14 protein-coding genes and 2 pseudogenes are annotated in these 16,700 nt (G+C 61.9%); 8 read left to right on the top strand and 8 right to left on the bottom strand.

The features are described 5' to 3' along the window. Positions 1–3 precede the first annotated feature (3 nt). Positions 4–1,053 carry a class I mannose-6-phosphate isomerase gene (locus IEW81_RS13355; RefSeq protein ID WP_097061131.1) on the bottom strand — a complete coding sequence of 350 codons (1,050 nt, stop codon included), beginning with the start codon at positions 1,051–1,053 and terminating at the stop codon, positions 4–6. Next, positions 1,050–2,075, bottom strand: a complete 1,026-nt coding sequence (locus tag IEW81_RS13350; protein ID WP_097061132.1) for a LacI family DNA-binding transcriptional regulator — start codon at positions 2,073–2,075, stop codon at positions 1,050–1,052. The genes IEW81_RS13355 and IEW81_RS13350 overlap by 4 nt, the downstream gene beginning before the upstream one ends. Positions 2,076–2,290: 215 nt before the next feature. Between IEW81_RS13350 and IEW81_RS13345 the strand changes: the two genes are divergently transcribed. The 3 genes from IEW81_RS13345 (at position 2,291) to IEW81_RS13335 (ending at position 3,718) form a co-directional block, all read left to right on the top strand. Further along, complete coding sequence (locus tag IEW81_RS13345) at positions 2,291–2,446, top strand: shikimate kinase (protein ID WP_143544689.1); 156 nt, start codon at positions 2,291–2,293, stop codon at positions 2,444–2,446. Between the two features lie 108 nt (positions 2,447–2,554). Beyond that, positions 2,555–3,028 carry a hypothetical protein gene (locus IEW81_RS13340; protein ID WP_188732732.1) on the top strand — a complete coding sequence of 158 codons (474 nt, stop codon included), beginning with the start codon at positions 2,555–2,557 and terminating at the stop codon, positions 3,026–3,028. A gap of 219 nt (positions 3,029–3,247) precedes the next feature. Further along, a complete protein-coding gene (locus IEW81_RS13335) occupies positions 3,248–3,718 on the top strand; it encodes a substrate-binding domain-containing protein (RefSeq protein WP_097061134.1) in 471 nt (156 codons plus the stop codon). A 12-nt stretch (positions 3,719–3,730) separates the two neighbouring features. Here the strand turns inward: IEW81_RS13335 and IEW81_RS13330 are convergent, their stop codons facing one another. Next, a complete protein-coding gene (locus tag IEW81_RS13330) occupies positions 3,731–4,879 on the bottom strand; it encodes a Gfo/Idh/MocA family protein (RefSeq protein ID WP_097061135.1) in 1,149 nt (382 codons plus the stop codon). Then, the gene (locus IEW81_RS13325; protein WP_097061136.1) at positions 4,876–5,718 is read right to left on the bottom strand and encodes a class I fructose-bisphosphate aldolase; all 843 of its coding nucleotides are present in this window, start codon (positions 5,716–5,718) and stop codon (positions 4,876–4,878) included. The genes IEW81_RS13330 and IEW81_RS13325 overlap by 4 nt, the downstream gene beginning before the upstream one ends. A gap of 123 nt (positions 5,719–5,841) precedes the next feature. Between IEW81_RS13325 and IEW81_RS13320 the strand changes: the two genes are divergently transcribed. Both IEW81_RS13320 and IEW81_RS13315 read left to right on the top strand, forming a co-directional pair. Continuing rightward, positions 5,842–6,867, top strand: coding sequence for a carbohydrate kinase family protein (locus tag IEW81_RS13320; RefSeq protein WP_097061137.1), 1,026 nt, complete (start codon positions 5,842–5,844; stop codon positions 6,865–6,867). Between the two features lie 30 nt (positions 6,868–6,897). Then, positions 6,898–7,920 carry a LacI family DNA-binding transcriptional regulator gene (locus IEW81_RS13315; RefSeq protein WP_097061138.1) on the top strand — a complete coding sequence of 341 codons (1,023 nt, stop codon included), beginning with the start codon at positions 6,898–6,900 and terminating at the stop codon, positions 7,918–7,920. A 63-nt stretch (positions 7,921–7,983) separates the two neighbouring features. On the opposite strand, the gene IEW81_RS13310 is transcribed toward IEW81_RS13315, so the two are convergent. Then, positions 7,984–8,607, bottom strand: coding sequence for a DUF429 domain-containing protein (locus IEW81_RS13310; RefSeq protein ID WP_179691869.1), 624 nt, complete (start codon positions 8,605–8,607; stop codon positions 7,984–7,986). Positions 8,608–8,712: 105 nt separating this feature from the next. Between IEW81_RS13310 and IEW81_RS13305 the strand changes: the two genes are divergently transcribed. Further along, a complete protein-coding gene (locus tag IEW81_RS13305; RefSeq protein WP_143544690.1) occupies positions 8,713–9,027 on the top strand; it encodes a transposase in 315 nt (104 codons plus the stop codon). Between the two features lie 17 nt (positions 9,028–9,044). Further along, positions 9,045–9,509, top strand: coding sequence for an IS3 family transposase (locus IEW81_RS13300; protein WP_097061141.1), 465 nt, complete (start codon positions 9,045–9,047; stop codon positions 9,507–9,509). Positions 9,510–10,266: 757 nt separating this feature from the next. Here the strand turns inward: IEW81_RS13300 and IEW81_RS13295 are convergent. From IEW81_RS13295 to IEW81_RS13285, 3 genes and pseudogenes are all read right to left on the bottom strand, one after another. After that, a complete protein-coding gene (locus tag IEW81_RS13295; RefSeq protein WP_097061143.1) occupies positions 10,267–11,019 on the bottom strand; it encodes a hypothetical protein in 753 nt (250 codons plus the stop codon). 310 nt (positions 11,020–11,329) lie between these two features. Beyond that, positions 11,330–12,483, bottom strand: a pseudogene (locus IEW81_RS13290) (IS3 family transposase). A 462-nt stretch (positions 12,484–12,945) separates the two neighbouring features. Next, positions 12,946–14,454, bottom strand: coding sequence for a cell wall-binding repeat-containing protein (locus tag IEW81_RS13285; RefSeq protein ID WP_229671425.1), 1,509 nt, complete (start codon positions 14,452–14,454; stop codon positions 12,946–12,948). Positions 14,455–14,892: 438 nt separating this feature from the next. Here IEW81_RS13285 and IEW81_RS13280 point away from each other — a divergent pair. Then, a pseudogene (locus IEW81_RS13280) lies at positions 14,893–16,159 on the top strand (IS3 family transposase). Positions 16,160–16,700 lie beyond the last annotated feature (541 nt).

Here is a 16,700-nt window from a genome sequence, read left to right as displayed (position 1 = left end):
GCGTCATCGGATCCCGCCTTCGGACATGCTCGTCGGCCACCCTGCCCCGGGAGAGGCGACGAGCAGTTGCCCCAACCCGCGCGCTCTCCACGGGCCGAAGCTTGCGGGAACGGCGAACACCTCGCCAGCCGAAAATTCGATCTCACCCGTGCCCTCGATGGCGCCTGAGCCCTCGAGCACGAGCGCCACCGCGAATCCAGAATTAACCCTGGCTGTGTTCTCAGGGCCCGCCGTCACCTGGTGAAGTCGAAAGTAGGGGTCCGCGAGTTCGGGCAGCAGGCTCACCGGTACAGGCGTGCGAACGTTCAAGTCATGCCGCACCACCAGACTCTCGAGCTCCGACGCCCCGAGAGCATCCACTGACACAGCTGGGAGTACCGTGTCGAAGCCGAGGCCGAGGTGCGAATCGTCGCGAGTCGATGTCGTGATCGACCATTCAAGCAGGATCGAGAAGTCGGTGGGTTCCTGTACCTCGGCGACGAAGATTCCACCATCGATCGCGTGGGCCGTACCCGCCGGAATAAGGATCCCCATGCCGCGCTCCACCTCGACCCGATTCATGTGGGCGAGCATCCACTCGCTGTCCTGAACATTCATCCGCCGTTCGAGTTCTGCGCGATCGACGCGTGTATTCCACCCGACGTACACCGCTGCACCCGGTTCCGCGTCGAGGACGAACCATGCTTCTGTCTTGCCATAAGGGCAGTCCAGGTGGCTCACGGCAAAAGCACGCTCGGGGTGCACATGCACGGGGAGCCGCTGGCGTGCATCCAGAAGTTTGACGAGAAGCCCGACATCTGAGGTGGAGGATGCCCCTTCGTGACCAGCGCCGATCCAGCCCGCGCGGTCTGCGGCAACCAGATCACGCAGGAGCTCACCGCTCAGGGTGCTCGCGAGACCGGAGCGTGCTTCGCCCACGCGACTGACCGTCGAGCCGAGCCATTCTTCAGGCTGGTATTCGGAGGTCTGCTCGATTCCGCGCAGAGCTGCGATCCTGTCGCCACCCCGGTAGAAGTGGTCGATGAGATTGGGGGCAAGGACGAGTGGGTTCACAGGAGGATTCCTTCCATAGTTATGGGAATGGGAGCGGGGATCTCGCCGGAACCGCGCTGCACGAGCGAGGTGGGCACGATCCATTCCCGGGGTTCGGTCGTGGGGTTCTCGCGAAGTTCCAGCAGCCGCTCGATCGCGGCGTTGCCGATGAGGAACGGGTCCTGGTCAACGCAACTCACGCCAGGGCGCAAAACGTCGGCGAGGGAGAAATCGCCGAAGGCGATAAAGGCAGTGTCTCCCCTGCCGATCCTGTGAAGCGAGGTCGCGAGCCCGATGGCCGCCTTCGTATTCGACGCAAAGAACGCGGTGGGCGGGTCATCCATGCCCAGCAGCCTCTGCGTCTCTGCCGCATAGTCGAGCGAGCCGTCGACAGTCCATGCCACGAGAGCTGGGTCGAGTTTCATGCCAAATTCCTCATGCAGGTCGCAGTAGCCATGGAAGCGACGGCGGACGGTCAGAAACCTCTCGTCCTGGTCATAAAACGCGATCCTGCGATGACCGAATGATGCCAGTTGGCGCAGGGCGAGCTGGGTAGCTCCGTAGTCGTCCACGACGACGCTGTCGTGCGCGGGACTCGGACGATCGACGGCGACGACGGGTGTCAGCGCACGGTACGGCTCGAGGTACGGCAATTCGTCGGCGACGGGAGCGAAGATCACCCCGGCGACCTGGTGGCCAGCGATGAGATTGAGAAGCTGGCTGCGTTCACGCTCAGGGTCAAGCCCCGTGGTTGCGACCAACACGCTGAGTCCCTCGACGAGCGCTCGCGCTTCGATCGCGCTAACCAGGGAAGCGAAGAAGGGGTCGGCGAGCGAGTCGATGACGACGCCGATGCCTCCGGCGGTGCCCGACTTGAGGGATCGCGCGGCGGTATTCGGTACATAGCCCAGGCGCTCGATGGCGGCGAGGACACGACCGCGGGTGTCAGGATGAACCGAAGCTTCACCGTTGACGACCCTGGAGACTGTCTTTATGCTGACGCCCGATTCTTCAGCGACCTCTTTGATCCCTGGCCGGCGCATCAGCGAATCCGGCCGTTGGTGACGATGGACGACTCAGGCGATGCGATCATGGACGCAGACTCGGCTATGAAAAGATGCTCCACTGGTCGTGCCCCCTGACAGCGTTGTCATGTGCGTGTTTCGTGAAGTGAAATCCGTCATCCGCTTATGATGTGTTCATAATGACAACGCTGTCAAGTGTTGTCAAAAAATTCGTTTAATGCACGGAGCAGCACGTGATCATCCTTATCGCCGGTGCCGCCGGAAGCGGTAAAAGCAGCCTGGGGTGCGAGCTCGCGCGATCGCTCGCACTGCCGATCCTCGACCTCGATACGCTCACGAACCGCCTACTGCAGGGGATCAGCGAACCACTGTTCACCGGTCGTCACTGAAACGATGGGTCCCTGCGAATTGTCATCCGACCCGCCCGGTATGCGGCGCTGCTGTCCACCATCGCCGAGCAGATCGCTGTTGGTTCGGGTGCCATCGAAGTCGCACCATTGACAGTGGAACTCCAGGGTTGGGCCGAATGGGAGCTACTTTCTAATGCGGCAGGCGGAGCTCTCACCGTGGTCTGGCTTTCGGCTTCAGAGAGAACCCTCGCAGCCCGTCGCGCAGGCCGCGCAGCAACCAGGGACAACCACATCGTCGACCCACCCGCGGGAGAGACTCCCCAGGTTCCGCACATTGTCGTGGGTGCTGCCCTCGCCATCTCCCAACAGGTGGCGATCGTGAGACGGCACCTCGACCTCATCGAAGCTCCCTCGGCTGATCATCCGACTTTCTCCCGGACCTTCGCGGGTGCACTGTTCGACCTCGACGGAACGCTCGTCGACTCCACTCCCTCCGTCAACCGGTCATGGCCCCAGCTTGCCGAGGAGTACGAGTTGACAGTGGATCTTCTTGCCCAAGGGCCACGGCCAGCCCGTCGCGAGGGTCATCGCCAGTGTGTTTCCTCCCCATCTCGCCGATGAAGCACTCGCCAGGGTGATCGAGATCGAAGCCGCCAACATGGACGGCATCGTCGCGCTGACCTCAGACGACCGGGGCTCGCTGGCCGCATGGGCCGATCGGATCCCCGTCGTGTTCGTCGACCGGGCACCGCGAGGACTGGCCGCAGACATCTTCATCCAGGATGACTTTCGCGGAGCGTTCGATGCCACCATGCACCTCATCGGTCATGGCCATCGACGCTGGTCTTCCTGGGAGGCAAACTGGCGCTGCCAACGATCGCTGTGCGATTCGAGGGCTATCGCTCGGCGCTCGACGAATCGGCGATCGGCTACGATGACGAACTCACCGCTCTCGATGCGAGCACCCGGGAGAGCGCCGCGGCTGCGCTCGACCGTTTTGCCGGGCTCGCACTCCCGCCGACCGCCGTGTTCTCGTCAAACGCCCTATCCACCATCGCCATGATTCCCTCGCTGGGCGAGCATCCGCTGGGCCTGATCGCGTTCGGCGACTTTCCGCTCGCCGATATGGTGAGCCCGTCGATAAGCGTGATCGAGCAGGATCCGATCGAGCTCGGTCGCCTCGCGGCCACTCGCATTCTTGACGGGATCGAGAGCCCTGGCTACGCGTTCTATCCACGAACCATACTCAATGTGCGGCTCATTGAGCGAATGTCATGCCAGCAGTTCGGCACTGCTTTGATACCCGGTTAGCCTCGGCGTGCCCTACAGCTCGACCGCGCGCTTCTCGCTGTGCGATGTTATCGCGGCGTTGTAAATGAGATGGGTGAGCGCCGCCTCCTCCGGGCGAACAGCGCCGAATCGATCGCCTAGGGAACCGTGACGCTCGGCAAGGAAGACGGCCCACATCTGCAGGATGGTGTCAGAGAAACCCGACTCGAAATTGGGGCCGGTGACCGTAGGCCACACCGACTGGCTGCCCGAATCCACCTGCTGCCAGACCTGCTCGCGCCCACCGCCCGGCACCGTCGTCACCGTGAAGATCTCAACCAGCTTAGGGTTTTTGGTGCTGAACCTGACGCCACCGTCAAGGCCGATCGCCTCGAACTCCCAGGTGTTCTTCTGGCCGGGATCGATGCGCTTCGTCTCGGTGGTGAGCGGGAAGCTGACGCCATCGTGACGCGCCCAACTGTGAATGACCGCGTTATCCCAGGTGTCGCAATCGACAGTCGAGCCATCGGGCCCTGGCCGCTCCGTCACGATGTTCTGCAGCACTCCGTACACCGAGTCCGGCACCCATCCGAGGCGCAGCGGAACGTGCCAGGTATGCATCCCGAGATCATTGAGCACCCCTGCCTTTCCACAGAACTGGGTCTGGCGCTTCCAGTTGATCGGCTTGTTCACGTCGATGTCGCTCGAGTGCAGGAAGCTGTTGCGCGCCTCAACGATCGTTCCGAGAGCACCGGAGCGTACGTAGTCGATAGCTACCTGCGCACCGGGAAAGAACGGCATCTCACTTGAGCATCGAACAAAGCTCTCGGGATGCTCCGCAATCGCCGCGAGGATCGCCTGGACTGCGTCCCCGTCGATTCCGAACGGCTTCTCGGCGAGGAGTCCCTTGCCGCTTCGGATCACGTCCGTGTAGATACCTTCGTGCAGATCGTGGCGCACAGCGACGTAGATGACGTCGATACTGTCATCCGAGAGCAGTTGCTGGTAGTTCGTGGTCTTGGTTACGACGGTGTCGATCTCGTCGAACCATTCGAGCGCTGCCGGGTTGATGTCACAGACCGCGGTGAGTCGCGGTCGCACCGGATGCTCGATAAGCGCAGGCCATCGCTGGATCGCCGCGGCGATCTCGCGCCCCATGAGGCCACCGCCGATGATGGCAATGTTTACGCGTTCCGCGGTCATGCCGCGGCTCCCGTCACCATCGCGAGGGCGGTATCGACGTCGGCTCCGTCGTGAAGGATCGCGAGCAGTGCGGCGGTGATGGCTGCAGGATGCTCGTGCTGGACGATGTTTCGCCCGTAGACGATGCCGCTCGCTCCTGCGCCGAGCACGGCGACCGTACGCTCGAGCAGAGTCCGGTCATCCACTCGACCGCCACCGCGCACGAGGACAGGAATGTCGCCGGCAACCTCAATGACGCGACCGTACTCGCTGATATCGGTGCTGGGGTCTGCCTTGATCAGGTCTGCGCCGAGTTCGACGGCCTGGCGCACGAGGGTCGTGATCTTGTCGATATCGCCGTCAACCTGATAGCCACCCGCCGTGCTGTTGTTTTGCATGACGAGGGGTTCGATCATGAGGGGCATTTCATAGCGGGTTGCCTCGGTCCTGAGGGCCATGATCGACCGGATATTCGCCTCACGCACCTCGGGGTGCCCGGGCAGCTGAATGAGGTTGACGCACACGGCGGCAGCATCGAGTCGCACCGCCTGCTCGATCGCATCCGGAAGATGGTGGCTGTAGAGCATCGCGTCGAGTGGGTTTCCGTACACGTTGGCGATGTCTGTGCGCATCACGAGGGCCGGCTTGCTCTTTCCTGGCACACGCTGCAGGTATTTGGCCTGTCCAAGGGTCAATTGCACGGCGTCTGGCCCCGCTTCGACGAGCGTGTCGACGACGCTCTGCATGTCTTCGATCCCGGCGATGAATGACTGTTCGCCGAAGAAACCATGGTCCACGGCGACATCGAGGAGGCGCCCCGAACTCGGATTGAAGAGACGGTTCAGTCGGTACAACGACATGGGGTGGCTCCTGCTCTTGAGGTATCGGTCGTGAGGGGTTTCTGTTTGCCTCCCGATGTGACACAGTATCCCCGGTGAGACAACGTTGTCTAGGTTGCTCTCACCGAAGCTGGACGGAGAGTGATGGGCGACATCGTGGTGGCCGGACATATCTGTGTCGACCTGACCCCAACCGTGGACACCAACGCGCGCATCGACCCCGGCACCCTCATTGGAGTCGGCCCGGTCAACATCAGCCTGGGCGGGTGTGTCGCCAACACCGGCATCGCATTGGCCGAACTCGGAGCGACCGTGCGGCTGCATGCGACGATCGGTAATGACGAACTGGGTCGCATCGCCGAACGTAAGATTGCTGAGCACTCGAATCTGAGCGCCGACCTCAGCATGTCCGCCACCCTCGCGACCTCGTACAGTCTCGTGATCGAGCCGCCAGACACCGACCGCACATTCTGGCACCACACGGGAGCGAACGCCGAATTCACGGGAGCCCAGCTGCAACTGGATTCCGCCGACCTTCTCCATGTCGGGTATCCACCCCTGCTACCAGGACTTCTTAGCGATGGTGGTGCACCACTCGTCACCCTCTTCACCCGCGCCCACCGCAACGGCACGACCACCTCCCTCGACCTTGCCGTCGTCGACACTGCCTCCGAGGCGGGCAGCTACGACTGGGAGCTGATTCTGGGCAGTGTGCTCCCCCTTACCGACATCATTTCCCCGAGCGTGGATGATCTGACCTCCGCAATCGGAGCGGTTCACTCTGACGATTGGACCGTCGAGGCGATGGCCGAGAAACTGCTCGCCTGGGGCGCCGCTGTCGTGGCAATCTCCGCGGGCGCCGAGGGTGTGCTGCTGCGCACGGCCGGAGCCAAACGCCTCAGGGACGGTGGACGGATGCTGGCGCCGCTCGCCGATCGCTGGGCTAACGTCACCCTGCGCATGCTGCCCCGCCGCGTGGATAAGATCCACACCACCAATGGTGCCGGTGACGCGTCGACGGCAGGGCTGTTGTTTGCCATGCTGGGCGGGGCCGACCCGCGCGCGGCTCTCGAGTGGGCGGCCGCAAGCTCAGCGGCGATCGTGACCGGGGCGCAGCCGAATCCCCAGGTCCTTCGCACGCTCGCTCCCCACCTCGTCCCGCTCAACTGAACCGTCGGCCGATACCGGAGGATGAGGCAGATGCAGGCGCGGCCACCCACCATGAATGATGTCGCTGCCACGGCATCCGTCGGCCTCAAAACCGTCTCGCGCTTCGTCAATGGCGCCACAAACATCGATCCGGTTCTGGCCGCTCGCATCGCTCTCGCGATCGAGGCCCTGGACTACCGCCATAATCTTGCCGCCGCGAGCATCCGGCCCGGCCGCTCATCAAAGCTCATCGGGCTGGTGATCAGCGACCTCGCAAATCCCTATTACTCGAGCCTCGCGCGGTCGATCGAGCGCGTCTGCTCGGAGCACGGCTATCTGCTGATGTCGATGAGTTGCGACGAGGATACCGAGCGGCATCAGCTGCTTATCGACAGGTTGATCGCCCAGCGGGTCGATGGACTCATCGTGGTGCCCCCGCGCGACGACCCCAATGCCTGGGCCGATGGCGCGCGCTGGCGCATACCGCTGGTCGTCGTCGACCGTCCGGTCACTGCCCCGGGAATCCACACGATCCTTGCCGACAACGCCGGTGGTACCGAGGCAGCCACCGCTGAGCTGGTGCGGCAGGGCGCCGCACGCGTGGCGTTCATAGGCGACTCTCTCAAGCTGTACACGATGCGCGAGCGGCTCGCGGGGTACCGGCGGATCATCGAGCACGACGACCTGAGGTTATCGGCCAGGCTGACGTTCACCGGCGCGCACACCGCCGACCAGGCATCCGACATCGTGCTGTCGTTGCTGGAGAAGAACCTCGCCGATGCGATCTTTGCGGCAAACAACCGTTCAACGATCGGCGCCCTGCGCGCCTTCGCCCGTGCAGGCCACCGGCTTCCGCTGATTGGATTCGATGATTTCGAGGCCGCCCCGCTTCTGAATCCCGCGGTGTCGGTTGTGGCTCAGGATGTCGCCGAGATGGGTCGCGTCGCCGCCGAGACCGTTCTCGCCGCCGCCCAGGGCCTCGCTCCTCTCGTTGAGACGCACGTGCTGCCGACTCGGCTGGTGCTACGCGGGTCGGAGGCGAAGGAGATAAGCGGGACCGAGTGGCTCGAGTGATCAGGCGATAACGCTCGTGCACTGTCTCCTTGATCGGCGTCGGCGATGTAAGGATCGCGGCACTTAGGTGTGAACGAGCTCACCAATCGTTCCCAGTGGCAGCGCCATCCACCCCTCCCTTTTCGCCCGTTCGCGCGAATGATCGGGTATTCCATACGTCTGGCCTCGCGCGTGAGCACGAGCGACGAGTGCCGCAACAACCGCGTCGAACGCATCGTCGGACCGCGACATCAACGCGACATGTGCTGGCTGCAGGTCAAGCCACGGTGCGAGAACCTGCAGATTCTCGGTTGCGGACGCTCGCGCTGGGAGCTCGGTCTTATACCCGTCGACCGCGACACCCCAGACCCTAAGAGCAGCCCGCGGATAGACCTCGACCAGTACGTCGGCCCCGGATCTATCCACGATGATGTCGCCCCTGTCTTCAAAGAAGGAGAGAAGTTCTACACAGTGCATCGCCATTGGGCCGAGCCGATCAGTCGACACACTCAACGGCCAACGGCCAACCCTCTCCCTGACGAAACGGTCAGTGTCTCGATACGCGAGTCGGCGGCGCCATGCCGATCCGGCCAATTCCCGCGGCGCGACTTCTCTGCGCGAGTGTGCAGCGATAAAATCCACGAGCTCATCGGGCCAGCCGAACGGGCAATCGATGCCGACTTTCTCCGCGCCCACCGACAAATCCATGATCTCTGAATCGTTGATCCCCAACCGAAGCTGCTGAACAGCCGCCGTCGAACCCTGAACCGTCCCGGGTTTCGTGCCGCTTTCTTTCGTTGAAAGGATTTGGTTATGCCCAACAAACATCCCCTCGAGGTTCGTCAGCCTGCGACCCAGATGGCCCTGGATCGTCTGCGTAATTACCCGTCCCCGTGGGCGGCATGCCGAGACCTGGGCGAGAAGTTGAACGTTGGCCCGGAGACGCTGCGGAAGTGGGTCCGGCGGGCTCAACCCGATGCCGGGACGAAGTCGGGGCCCTCGAGCTTGGAGCTGGAAGAGATACGCCGGCTGAGGAAGGAGGTTCGTGAGTTGAAGGAGACAAACGAGATCCTCAAAGTTGCTGCGTTTTTCTTCGCGAGGGAACTCGACCCTCGCCGCCACGGATAGTCGCGTTCATCGACCAGATGAAAGCTGATGGTCGCGGAGTCGAGTCGGCCTGTGAGGTCCTGCGCATGCAGGGCGTGGGGGTCGCTGCGCGAACATATCGGGCGTGCAAGAGACATGCCGCGCCGCCGCACGCGTTCAGCGACGCCGGAATCCTCGACGTGTTCCACCGGCTTCACCAGCGGGACGCGAAGGGCCGGCCCAAACCCGAGGTCCTCTATGGGCTGCGGACGATGACGGCGTGGCTGTCCCGCAACGGGTTCCCCGGAGTGTCCAAGCACACGGTCGACCGCCTCATGCGTCTGGCCGGGATGAACGGACTGGTCCGCGGCAGGAAAACCAGGACCACGGTCCCTGCCAAGGATGGCAAACGCGCCGGTGATCTGCTGAACCGGGACTTCACCGCCCCATTCCCGAATCATTCCTGGGTGACCGACTTCAGCTGTGTCGCCGCCTGGGCCGGGTCCGAGCGACCTCCCGGCTGATCGTCAACGGCGCCCGATTCAGCAGCGTGGCAATATGCCGCACCCCCTGGCTTTTGGCGAGCTAGAAGCCGATCTCTTCCCACTCACGCAACGACAAGAGCCCCGAACGGGGAACACTGAAATCTTCAACTGGAGGAGATAGCACCTTCTGATCGTCGCTCAACCACCGGTAGGCAGTCGCCCACGAAACCCCCGCGGCCCGCGCCGTAGCGGCCATCGACAACCCCGCGGCGAGCCCTTCCCAGAACGCCAAACGAACATCCAACAGCGACCACGGTCTGCCCATCGACGACACCCCATAGAACTCAGGGTGTTGCGCTCACCACCTGAACTCGCCGAGATGGGTTTCCGAAACAGTCGAGTCCCCCAGCAATGCAGCGATCTGTGACCCGTGAAATCTGCCCGATCGCATGTCTCGATAATCATTAGCTATTCAAGACACGGCAGATAGCTTCCAGGGATCTTGGTCAGAAAGCACGACGGCAGCGTTTCGGCGACTTTGATTTCAGCAACGACTTTTGGACAGGTCCTCCACCCTAAAAAATCAGGGTACAAGGTGAGTCAGTTTGACCTGTCCTAAACGATCGTTTTCGGAGTGCTCGTCATGCTCATGGTCGTCGCGTCGGTGGAACTCAAGCCGAGCGGGCTCGCATGGATGGCTGCAAAGGCGGGTACCGTGCGGCGGTTGCCTTCTTGAGTGGATGAGCCTCGGCTTCGCTCGGCCTGGTCTCGACTTCGCTCGACCGACGCAGTGCGCTCAGCGCTCGCCGCGCGCGATCGCGAGCGAGATCAGGCTCTCATCTGGCTGAGGAGCATCGGTGCGCGACACCAGCACCCCGCTTCCCTCGGGAGCGAAGAAGTCGGCGTCGAAGGGTCGCAGACCATACCGGTTTGCCATTTCGCTCAGGTGATCGTGGGTGAACCGATCGGTGATTCGCTTCGCCGCGGGATTCCACACGTTGCCGACACGGAACGAAGCGCTCGGTGACACGAGTTCCCACTTGCGGGGCTCAGACATCCTCACCCCGAGCGACTGCCCTACCGGCTCCCCTTCACTCGGTATCTCGTACGACTCGATCTTGCGTTCACCATAGAAACCCTTGTCGAGAGCAGATTCGTAAGCGTTCGGGATGCCGCTGATTGCCACCGTCTCGATCCGTGCCGCCCCGAACCAGCTCATCGCCGAATGAGGGTCGAACCCCCGCCAGTTCGAGCCGAACATCGCCGTCCACGATGCATCCGCGGTAGCAAGTAGCAGGTTGCGACGATCCTGGCTCGAGTCGAGGGGAACGAGATTGGCCAGGAGAGCCGGGAGCGAGCCCGAGACGGTTTCCGGCACGAGCGGCTTGCCGAACTCGCGGCGAACGTGGACACCCCGAACCCCGCTCACGAGTGTCTCGACACAGTGCTCGACCGGCGCATGAATAAAAAGGATCGTCGATGTGACCGGTAGCCACTCGCCCTCGAGGAGAAGGCGCGAAGCGTATTTGTCCGAAGAGCGCTCAGTCATGCGCCGAGCTTCTCACGATTCGGGTCATTCGCAAGCGCCGACGAGCTTCAAAAGCACTTGAGCGCCGAGGTCTATGGTTGGGACGTTGTCGAGGACGCGCTGCTCGTGTGCATCTCCCCGCCGACTTGTGCCCGGGCTCCCGCATCGCTGTTTGTCGTACTCGACGTAATAGCGCTTGCCGTCCTTCGTATATTGGAGGTCAGGACGGTTGATGCCGACTCTGGAGCCGCTCTTGTTGACCTGATGCTGATTAACACGGACGTCGCTAATGACGTGCCCCACAGCTTGGTTACCGGCGCGGGTGTGAAGATCAGTCCGGGATGGATGTTTGGTTGAAGCGTAGCTCGTGCTCGATCGGTGTCAAATATCCGAGCTGTGAGTGGCGCCTCTGCCGGTTGTAGAAGATCTCGATGTAGTCGAATATCGCATTCGCCAGGTCGATCCTCGTGCGCCATTTCTTCCTGTTCAGCATCTCGATCTGCATGGATGACCAGAACGACTCCATCATCGAATTGTCGTAACAATCGCCGATCGTGCCAAACGACGGCATCAGCCCGGAGGCGCGGATCTTGTTCGTGAACGCCCATGAGGTGAACTGGACTCTGCGGTCGGCATCAACGATCCCGCCAGCGGCAGGTTGGCGATTCTTAGTCGCCATGTCGAGGGCATTGACGACGAGAGTCGAGTCCTGCGCGTTGTCGATCGACCAGCCGACGATCTTCCGGGAGAAGGTGTCCATCACGGCGCAACAGAAAACCTTCCCCTCTCTCGTGGGATGTTCTGTGATGTCGGTAACCCAGAGTTCGTTCGGGGAGAGCCGGTGGAACTTGCGGTGAACGAGGTCATCGGCGGTCACAACCCCGTGCAGTCGCTTCACCTTCGCCGGCCCCGGAAGTCCGGCGATCCGGGCATGACTCATGAGAACGGCGACGAGCCGCTCGCTGACCCGAACACCCATCCCGAGGGTCAGCTCGGCGTGGACGCGCCTGGAACCGTAGGTTTGCCGCGAGGCTCTGTGAACCTCCCGGATCAGCCCGGTCAACCATTGCCGACGCATCTGAGTCGGCGACAGGACGCGGTTCTTGTATTTGTAATACCCGGGGCTGCTGACGCCGAGAAGCCGGCAGCAGACTTTGGCCCGGTAGCCCGCCTTCACGAGGGTCTCGACTACCGGGTGAATCCCTTTGGGCCCGGGTGATCCTCCCCGAGCAGCTTCGCCGCGACCTTCAGAATCTCGACTTCAGTTTCGAGCTGCCGAATCCGTTTCTTCGCCTTCGCCAACTCCATACTCTCCGGCGTCCTTATCCCGGGGCGTTCCCCTCGATCGATCTGATCCTGGCGAACCCAATTGTGAATCGCCGCCGCGCTCACCCCCAGCTCAACGGCTGCGGTCGTGATCGGTTTGCCGGCGCGAACGAGCGCAACTGCTCGCATTCTGAACTCAGCGGGAAAGGGACTTGGCATGGATGAAGCCTCTCAAAGAGAGCCCGATCCACACACCATTTCGGGTAACCAAACCATGGGGCACGTCACTTCCCCAAGTCGACTTGGAAGAGCTTCGATCCGACCCGCGTTTTGGCCGAATCGCGTCGATCTCAGGATCGCACCACTCGACCGTTAAGTCCTGTCGAAAGCCAAACGTCACAGGTCGTTGTTCCCGTGCCGCCATCCAGCCCGCCGATCGGTCTGATGAGCGTAGCAATCGGATCAGGACTTCAGCGCCTACATCTGAGAGCCTGTCCGATGGCTGGTTGACCTTGCCGAATACCGGACGATCCAGCGAAATCAGCGGAGGAATATCCCAGGACTTACAGGGCTGAAAATGGCGAGCACGGCCATGCCGGCAGCACCGGCAATTCCCGCGACTGCTCACAGCAATTGAGTCTCTGTGTCCTTCGGACCACGATCAGCGAGAATGCTCGGAGCTCAGGGGTGACCAGGCAGGCTTTGGCAGGCAATCAGGTCGTTATCAAAATCAAGCCGGGCGACGTCCCCATAGTAGGGATAGTAGGTGTTGAACCAGGCTTGTGCTTCCTGCCAGGTGCCGAAGTCGCCACAGTTCTTGGTATCACCGGGGTTCGCCGGTGATACGGGCGGTGGCGGTGGCGGTGGGGGCGTGCTGGAGTCGCACGGTGTGAGTGCTTCAACGCCCGCGCCGAGCACACTGCTGCCGCCGAGCAGAACCCGCTGTCGTGTGCCGAGAGCTTGCAGGTCGGTCAACACGTAGGAGGGCACGCAGTTCGTGGGCACCACATAAAGGGGGGAATTGTTGAGGCCGGCGAGGGCAGCACCGGCGAGGGCGTCGGCGAAGCCAGTTCCCACCGCGAAATAGACGGTCGGGGCGGAGATGAAGGAGGCTCTGCTGATTGCACTGGAGGTGGTGTAGCGATCGATTCCTGAATGACGCACCACCGATGTGACACCGGTGATGCCGCTGAGAGATGTCTCCATCCCTGCTGATACGACACTGATTCCGCCAGCGATTTTCACGTTCGTCACGCCGAGTTCAGTGATGAGGTTTCTGGTTGCGGTGTCGACGCTCGCTGCCGCGCCATTCACAAGGATCACGGGCGCTCCCATGCTTCCTGCAGCAGCGGATGCGCTGAGCGCATCCGGGAAGTTGCTTCCTGTGGCGATGAATGCGGTACTTGCCCCTGACGGGAACGCGGCTTGGTTGATTGCGTAGGAGGTTTGATACCGGTCGACGCCTGAATCTCGCCTGATCGCTGGCGCGAGCGTTGCGAGCTTGTCGTAGACGGTGCTGGAGATGGCGCCGGGACCTCCGACGACAACGATCAACGCCGGCGCAAGTCTGCGTATCTCCTGTTCCACACTTAGTGGCAGCGACGATGGATCAGTGAGCAGCAACGGGCTGCCTTGAGCGGCAGCGGCGGGGGCTGCACTAAGAGCGTCGGGGTAGTTCGTGCCGGTGGCAACATAGAGAGCGTCCACGCCCGCCGCGTATTGACCGGCTATAGCAATTGCCGTCGCGTAGCGGTCCACCCCCCACAACCGTTCCACAGATGCCGGAACGGTGGGAGTGCCCGCTTTTTCTGGCACTGTGACAATCGTCGAGGCGCACGTGCCCGCGATGATGCTCTGAAGCGCGGCTCGCTCATTGCTGTCGACTGCAAGATTCCACCGGTACTTCACGAGGACCCAGTTGGTTGCGTACTGGCAGTGGACGTTACTCAACGGCGGAAGCCATGCCCCGGGATCGCGGTCGCCCTTGGACGAATTCACATTGTCGGTTACAGCCTCTAGTGAAACGTCCAAACCCAGGTCGTTAGCAAATGCCTGCCGCTGTGACGAGGTCCATGCACTCGCGCCCGATTTCCATGCCTCGCCAAGCGGCACCATGTGGTCCACATCGACATCTGAGGGATTTGTCCAAGTAGCCCCGTCATAGTAGGAGAGCCAAGACCCGTTGCTGATGCTGCATCCCGCACCCAGGGTGACCGCCGTTTGAGATTCGAGGATGAGAACCTCGTTCCGCGTGTCACAGCCGTCACCGTCGGCATCGATCCAATGGGTGAAGGAGGCACGGTCATAGCTGGCTATGCTCGGCGAGGCCGTTAAGAGCTCATCCAGAAGGGTGGAAATTGCAGCCTGACTGCCGGCGGATGCGGCGGTAGCCGAAACGCCGCCGACGCTGAGCACTAAAGCTGCAGTGATCGCAGTCGTAATTACTGCACAAAGATGCCGCTTCACTGCGGTCCCCTAACGTCTGACTGGTGAACGTATCGTGGGCGACCCGTTGATCCCCGACACTAACATGAGCCACACACACGTTGTAAGGGCCAATTCCGTTTCCGCAACATGAAGCGCCTCAGGTTTCCTGCAGCATCCTTTTGAGTTGGAAGGATGTATGTCATGCCTAAGAAAATAGATTCTGCCCTCCGTGATCGGGCAGTTCGGCTGGCGCGGGAGCACCGGTCGGAGTATCCGTCGTTGACGCCGCGTCAGCGGCCGTGGGCCGTCAGGTCGGTGTCGGCCACGAGTCTGTGCCCCGATGGGTGTTGCAAGCCGATATTGACGATGGCACCCGTGACGGGGTGAGCTCCGTCGATCATGCGGAGATCAAGAAATTGGAGGCGGAGAACACGCGCCTGCGTGAGGATGTCGCGATTCTTCGGAAGGCGACGAGTTTCTTCGTGGGGGAACTCGACCCCCGAAACCGTTGATGTTGGGTTTCATCGACACGATGAGATCCGAGGGGTACGCAGTCGAGTCGATCTGCCGGGTTCTGCGTGAGCAGGACTGCCAGATCGCTGCGCGCACCTACCGGGCCTGGAAGACCGGCGCTGTCGCGTCTCGGACGGTCACCGACGCTCCGGTCCAAGGCGCTGTTCGCTATGCGGCCTGGACCACTGCCACGATCGCGGGCCATCAGCGCAGAAAGCTCACCACTGAAGGCCTTTATGGGCGGCGGAAGATGACGGCGCTGATCCGCCGCACGACGGTCCCTGGCGCGTCTCGGGGAGCGATCGACCGGGCCATGAGGGCGCTCGGGTTATCGGGCATTCGCCGCGACAAGGGGGTGCGCACCACGATCCCCGCGAAGGACGGGATCCGTGCGGGTGACCTGCTGAATCGGGACTTCACTGCACCTGGCCCTGATCACACCTGGGTGATGGACTTCACTTACTGCCGCACCTGGGCCGGTTGGGTCTACGTCGCATTCATCATCGATGTCTACTCGCAGAGAATCGTCGCCTGGCACGCGCAGACCTCGAAGCATGTCGAGCTGGTGATGATCCCGCTGCGGATGGGGCTGTGGGAACGCGGGCGTCAGGGCCGGCCTGTTCAGCCGCAGCAGCTGAGAGCGCATTCCGATGCCGGATCTCAATATGTTTCGTTGGCATACACCGACAAGCTCGCTCTCGACGGCATCGCGCCATCGATCGGAAGCGTCCGTGATGCTTACGATAACGCCCTCATGGAGACGATCAACGGGCTCTATAAAGCCGAGTGCATCCGCACCACCGTTTTCCACGACGGTCCCTACAGAACCATCGCCGACGTCGAATACGCGACCGCTGGCTGGGTCGATTGGTTCAACAATCTTAGGCTTCACTCGAGCCTCGGCTACGTCCCACCAGTCGAGTCCGAGAACGCCCACTACGCGACCCTCAACTGAGAGCCGCACCCCGCATGGGAGCGGCAGGAAACCTGGGGCGCTTCAATTGGCGCCCGACAGCGGCGCTGGAAGCGGGCCTAACCGACGTCGTTCCATCGGCGACCACCGTCACCGTAGGTCACGTCACAGAGTCAACAAGATCGCCAGCAGATCCTCCCGAACCATCAAGGTTCTTGATGGCGTTGGCGATCACCGACAAAAAACCGGCAGGACGGCTACAAATTACAGTTGACGTGGCATCTAACTTGAGCTTGAATCCTAAATGTTCGTACTAGCGGACCGTAACCTGAGGATGAATTAATGTCGGCGCACCGTCCCGCCATTCCAGTGGCAATGCCTCCGGAATTTCGGGTATCGAGACGCGATTTGATGCATTCGCCCTCTAAATCTAGTACAGGCCTTCTTGTCACTGGTGTTGTAATGATTTTTGCGCTCTATCTCAGCATGTTGGCAGCTACATCTGTGTCTGCGTCCGTTTCGTTGGCCGCGTCGACTGGTGGGACTGTTTCGAGGCTGTCAGGCGTGGATCGCTTTGCGACGT

Origin of the sequence: Salinibacterium xinjiangense (assembly GCF_014645015.1) — a bacterium.
GTDB classification, from domain to species: domain Bacteria; phylum Actinomycetota; class Actinomycetes; order Actinomycetales; family Microbacteriaceae; genus Rhodoglobus; species Rhodoglobus xinjiangensis.
The sequence above is the reverse complement of the archived record's forward strand: the minus strand, read 5'-3'. Positions and strand labels throughout refer to the sequence as shown.

What these genes read in the sequence shown, in the direction of transcription:
- IEW81_RS13350 (WP_097061132.1), bottom strand. Translation starts at nt 2,075, where the DNA reads ATGCGCCGGCCAGGGATCAAAGAGGTCGCTGAAGAATCGGGCGTCAGC.
- IEW81_RS13330 (WP_097061135.1), bottom strand. Translation starts at nt 4,879, where the DNA reads ATGACCGCGGAACGCGTAAACATTGCCATCATCGGCGGTGGCCTCATG.
- IEW81_RS13325 (WP_097061136.1), bottom strand. Translation starts at nt 5,718, where the DNA reads ATGTCGTTGTACCGACTGAACCGTCTCTTCAATCCGAGTTCGGGGCGC.
- IEW81_RS13320 (WP_097061137.1), top strand. Translation starts at nt 5,842, where the DNA reads ATGGGCGACATCGTGGTGGCCGGACATATCTGTGTCGACCTGACCCCA.
- IEW81_RS13315 (WP_097061138.1), top strand. Translation starts at nt 6,898, where the DNA reads ATGCAGGCGCGGCCACCCACCATGAATGATGTCGCTGCCACGGCATCC.
- IEW81_RS13310 (WP_179691869.1), bottom strand. Translation starts at nt 8,607, where the DNA reads ATGGATTTGTCGGTGGGCGCGGAGAAAGTCGGCATCGATTGCCCGTTC.
- IEW81_RS13305 (WP_143544690.1), top strand. Translation starts at nt 8,713, where the DNA reads ATGCCCAACAAACATCCCCTCGAGGTTCGTCAGCCTGCGACCCAGATG.
- IEW81_RS13300 (WP_097061141.1), top strand. Translation starts at nt 9,045, where the DNA reads ATGAAAGCTGATGGTCGCGGAGTCGAGTCGGCCTGTGAGGTCCTGCGC.
- IEW81_RS13295 (WP_097061143.1), bottom strand. Translation starts at nt 11,019, where the DNA reads ATGACTGAGCGCTCTTCGGACAAATACGCTTCGCGCCTTCTCCTCGAG.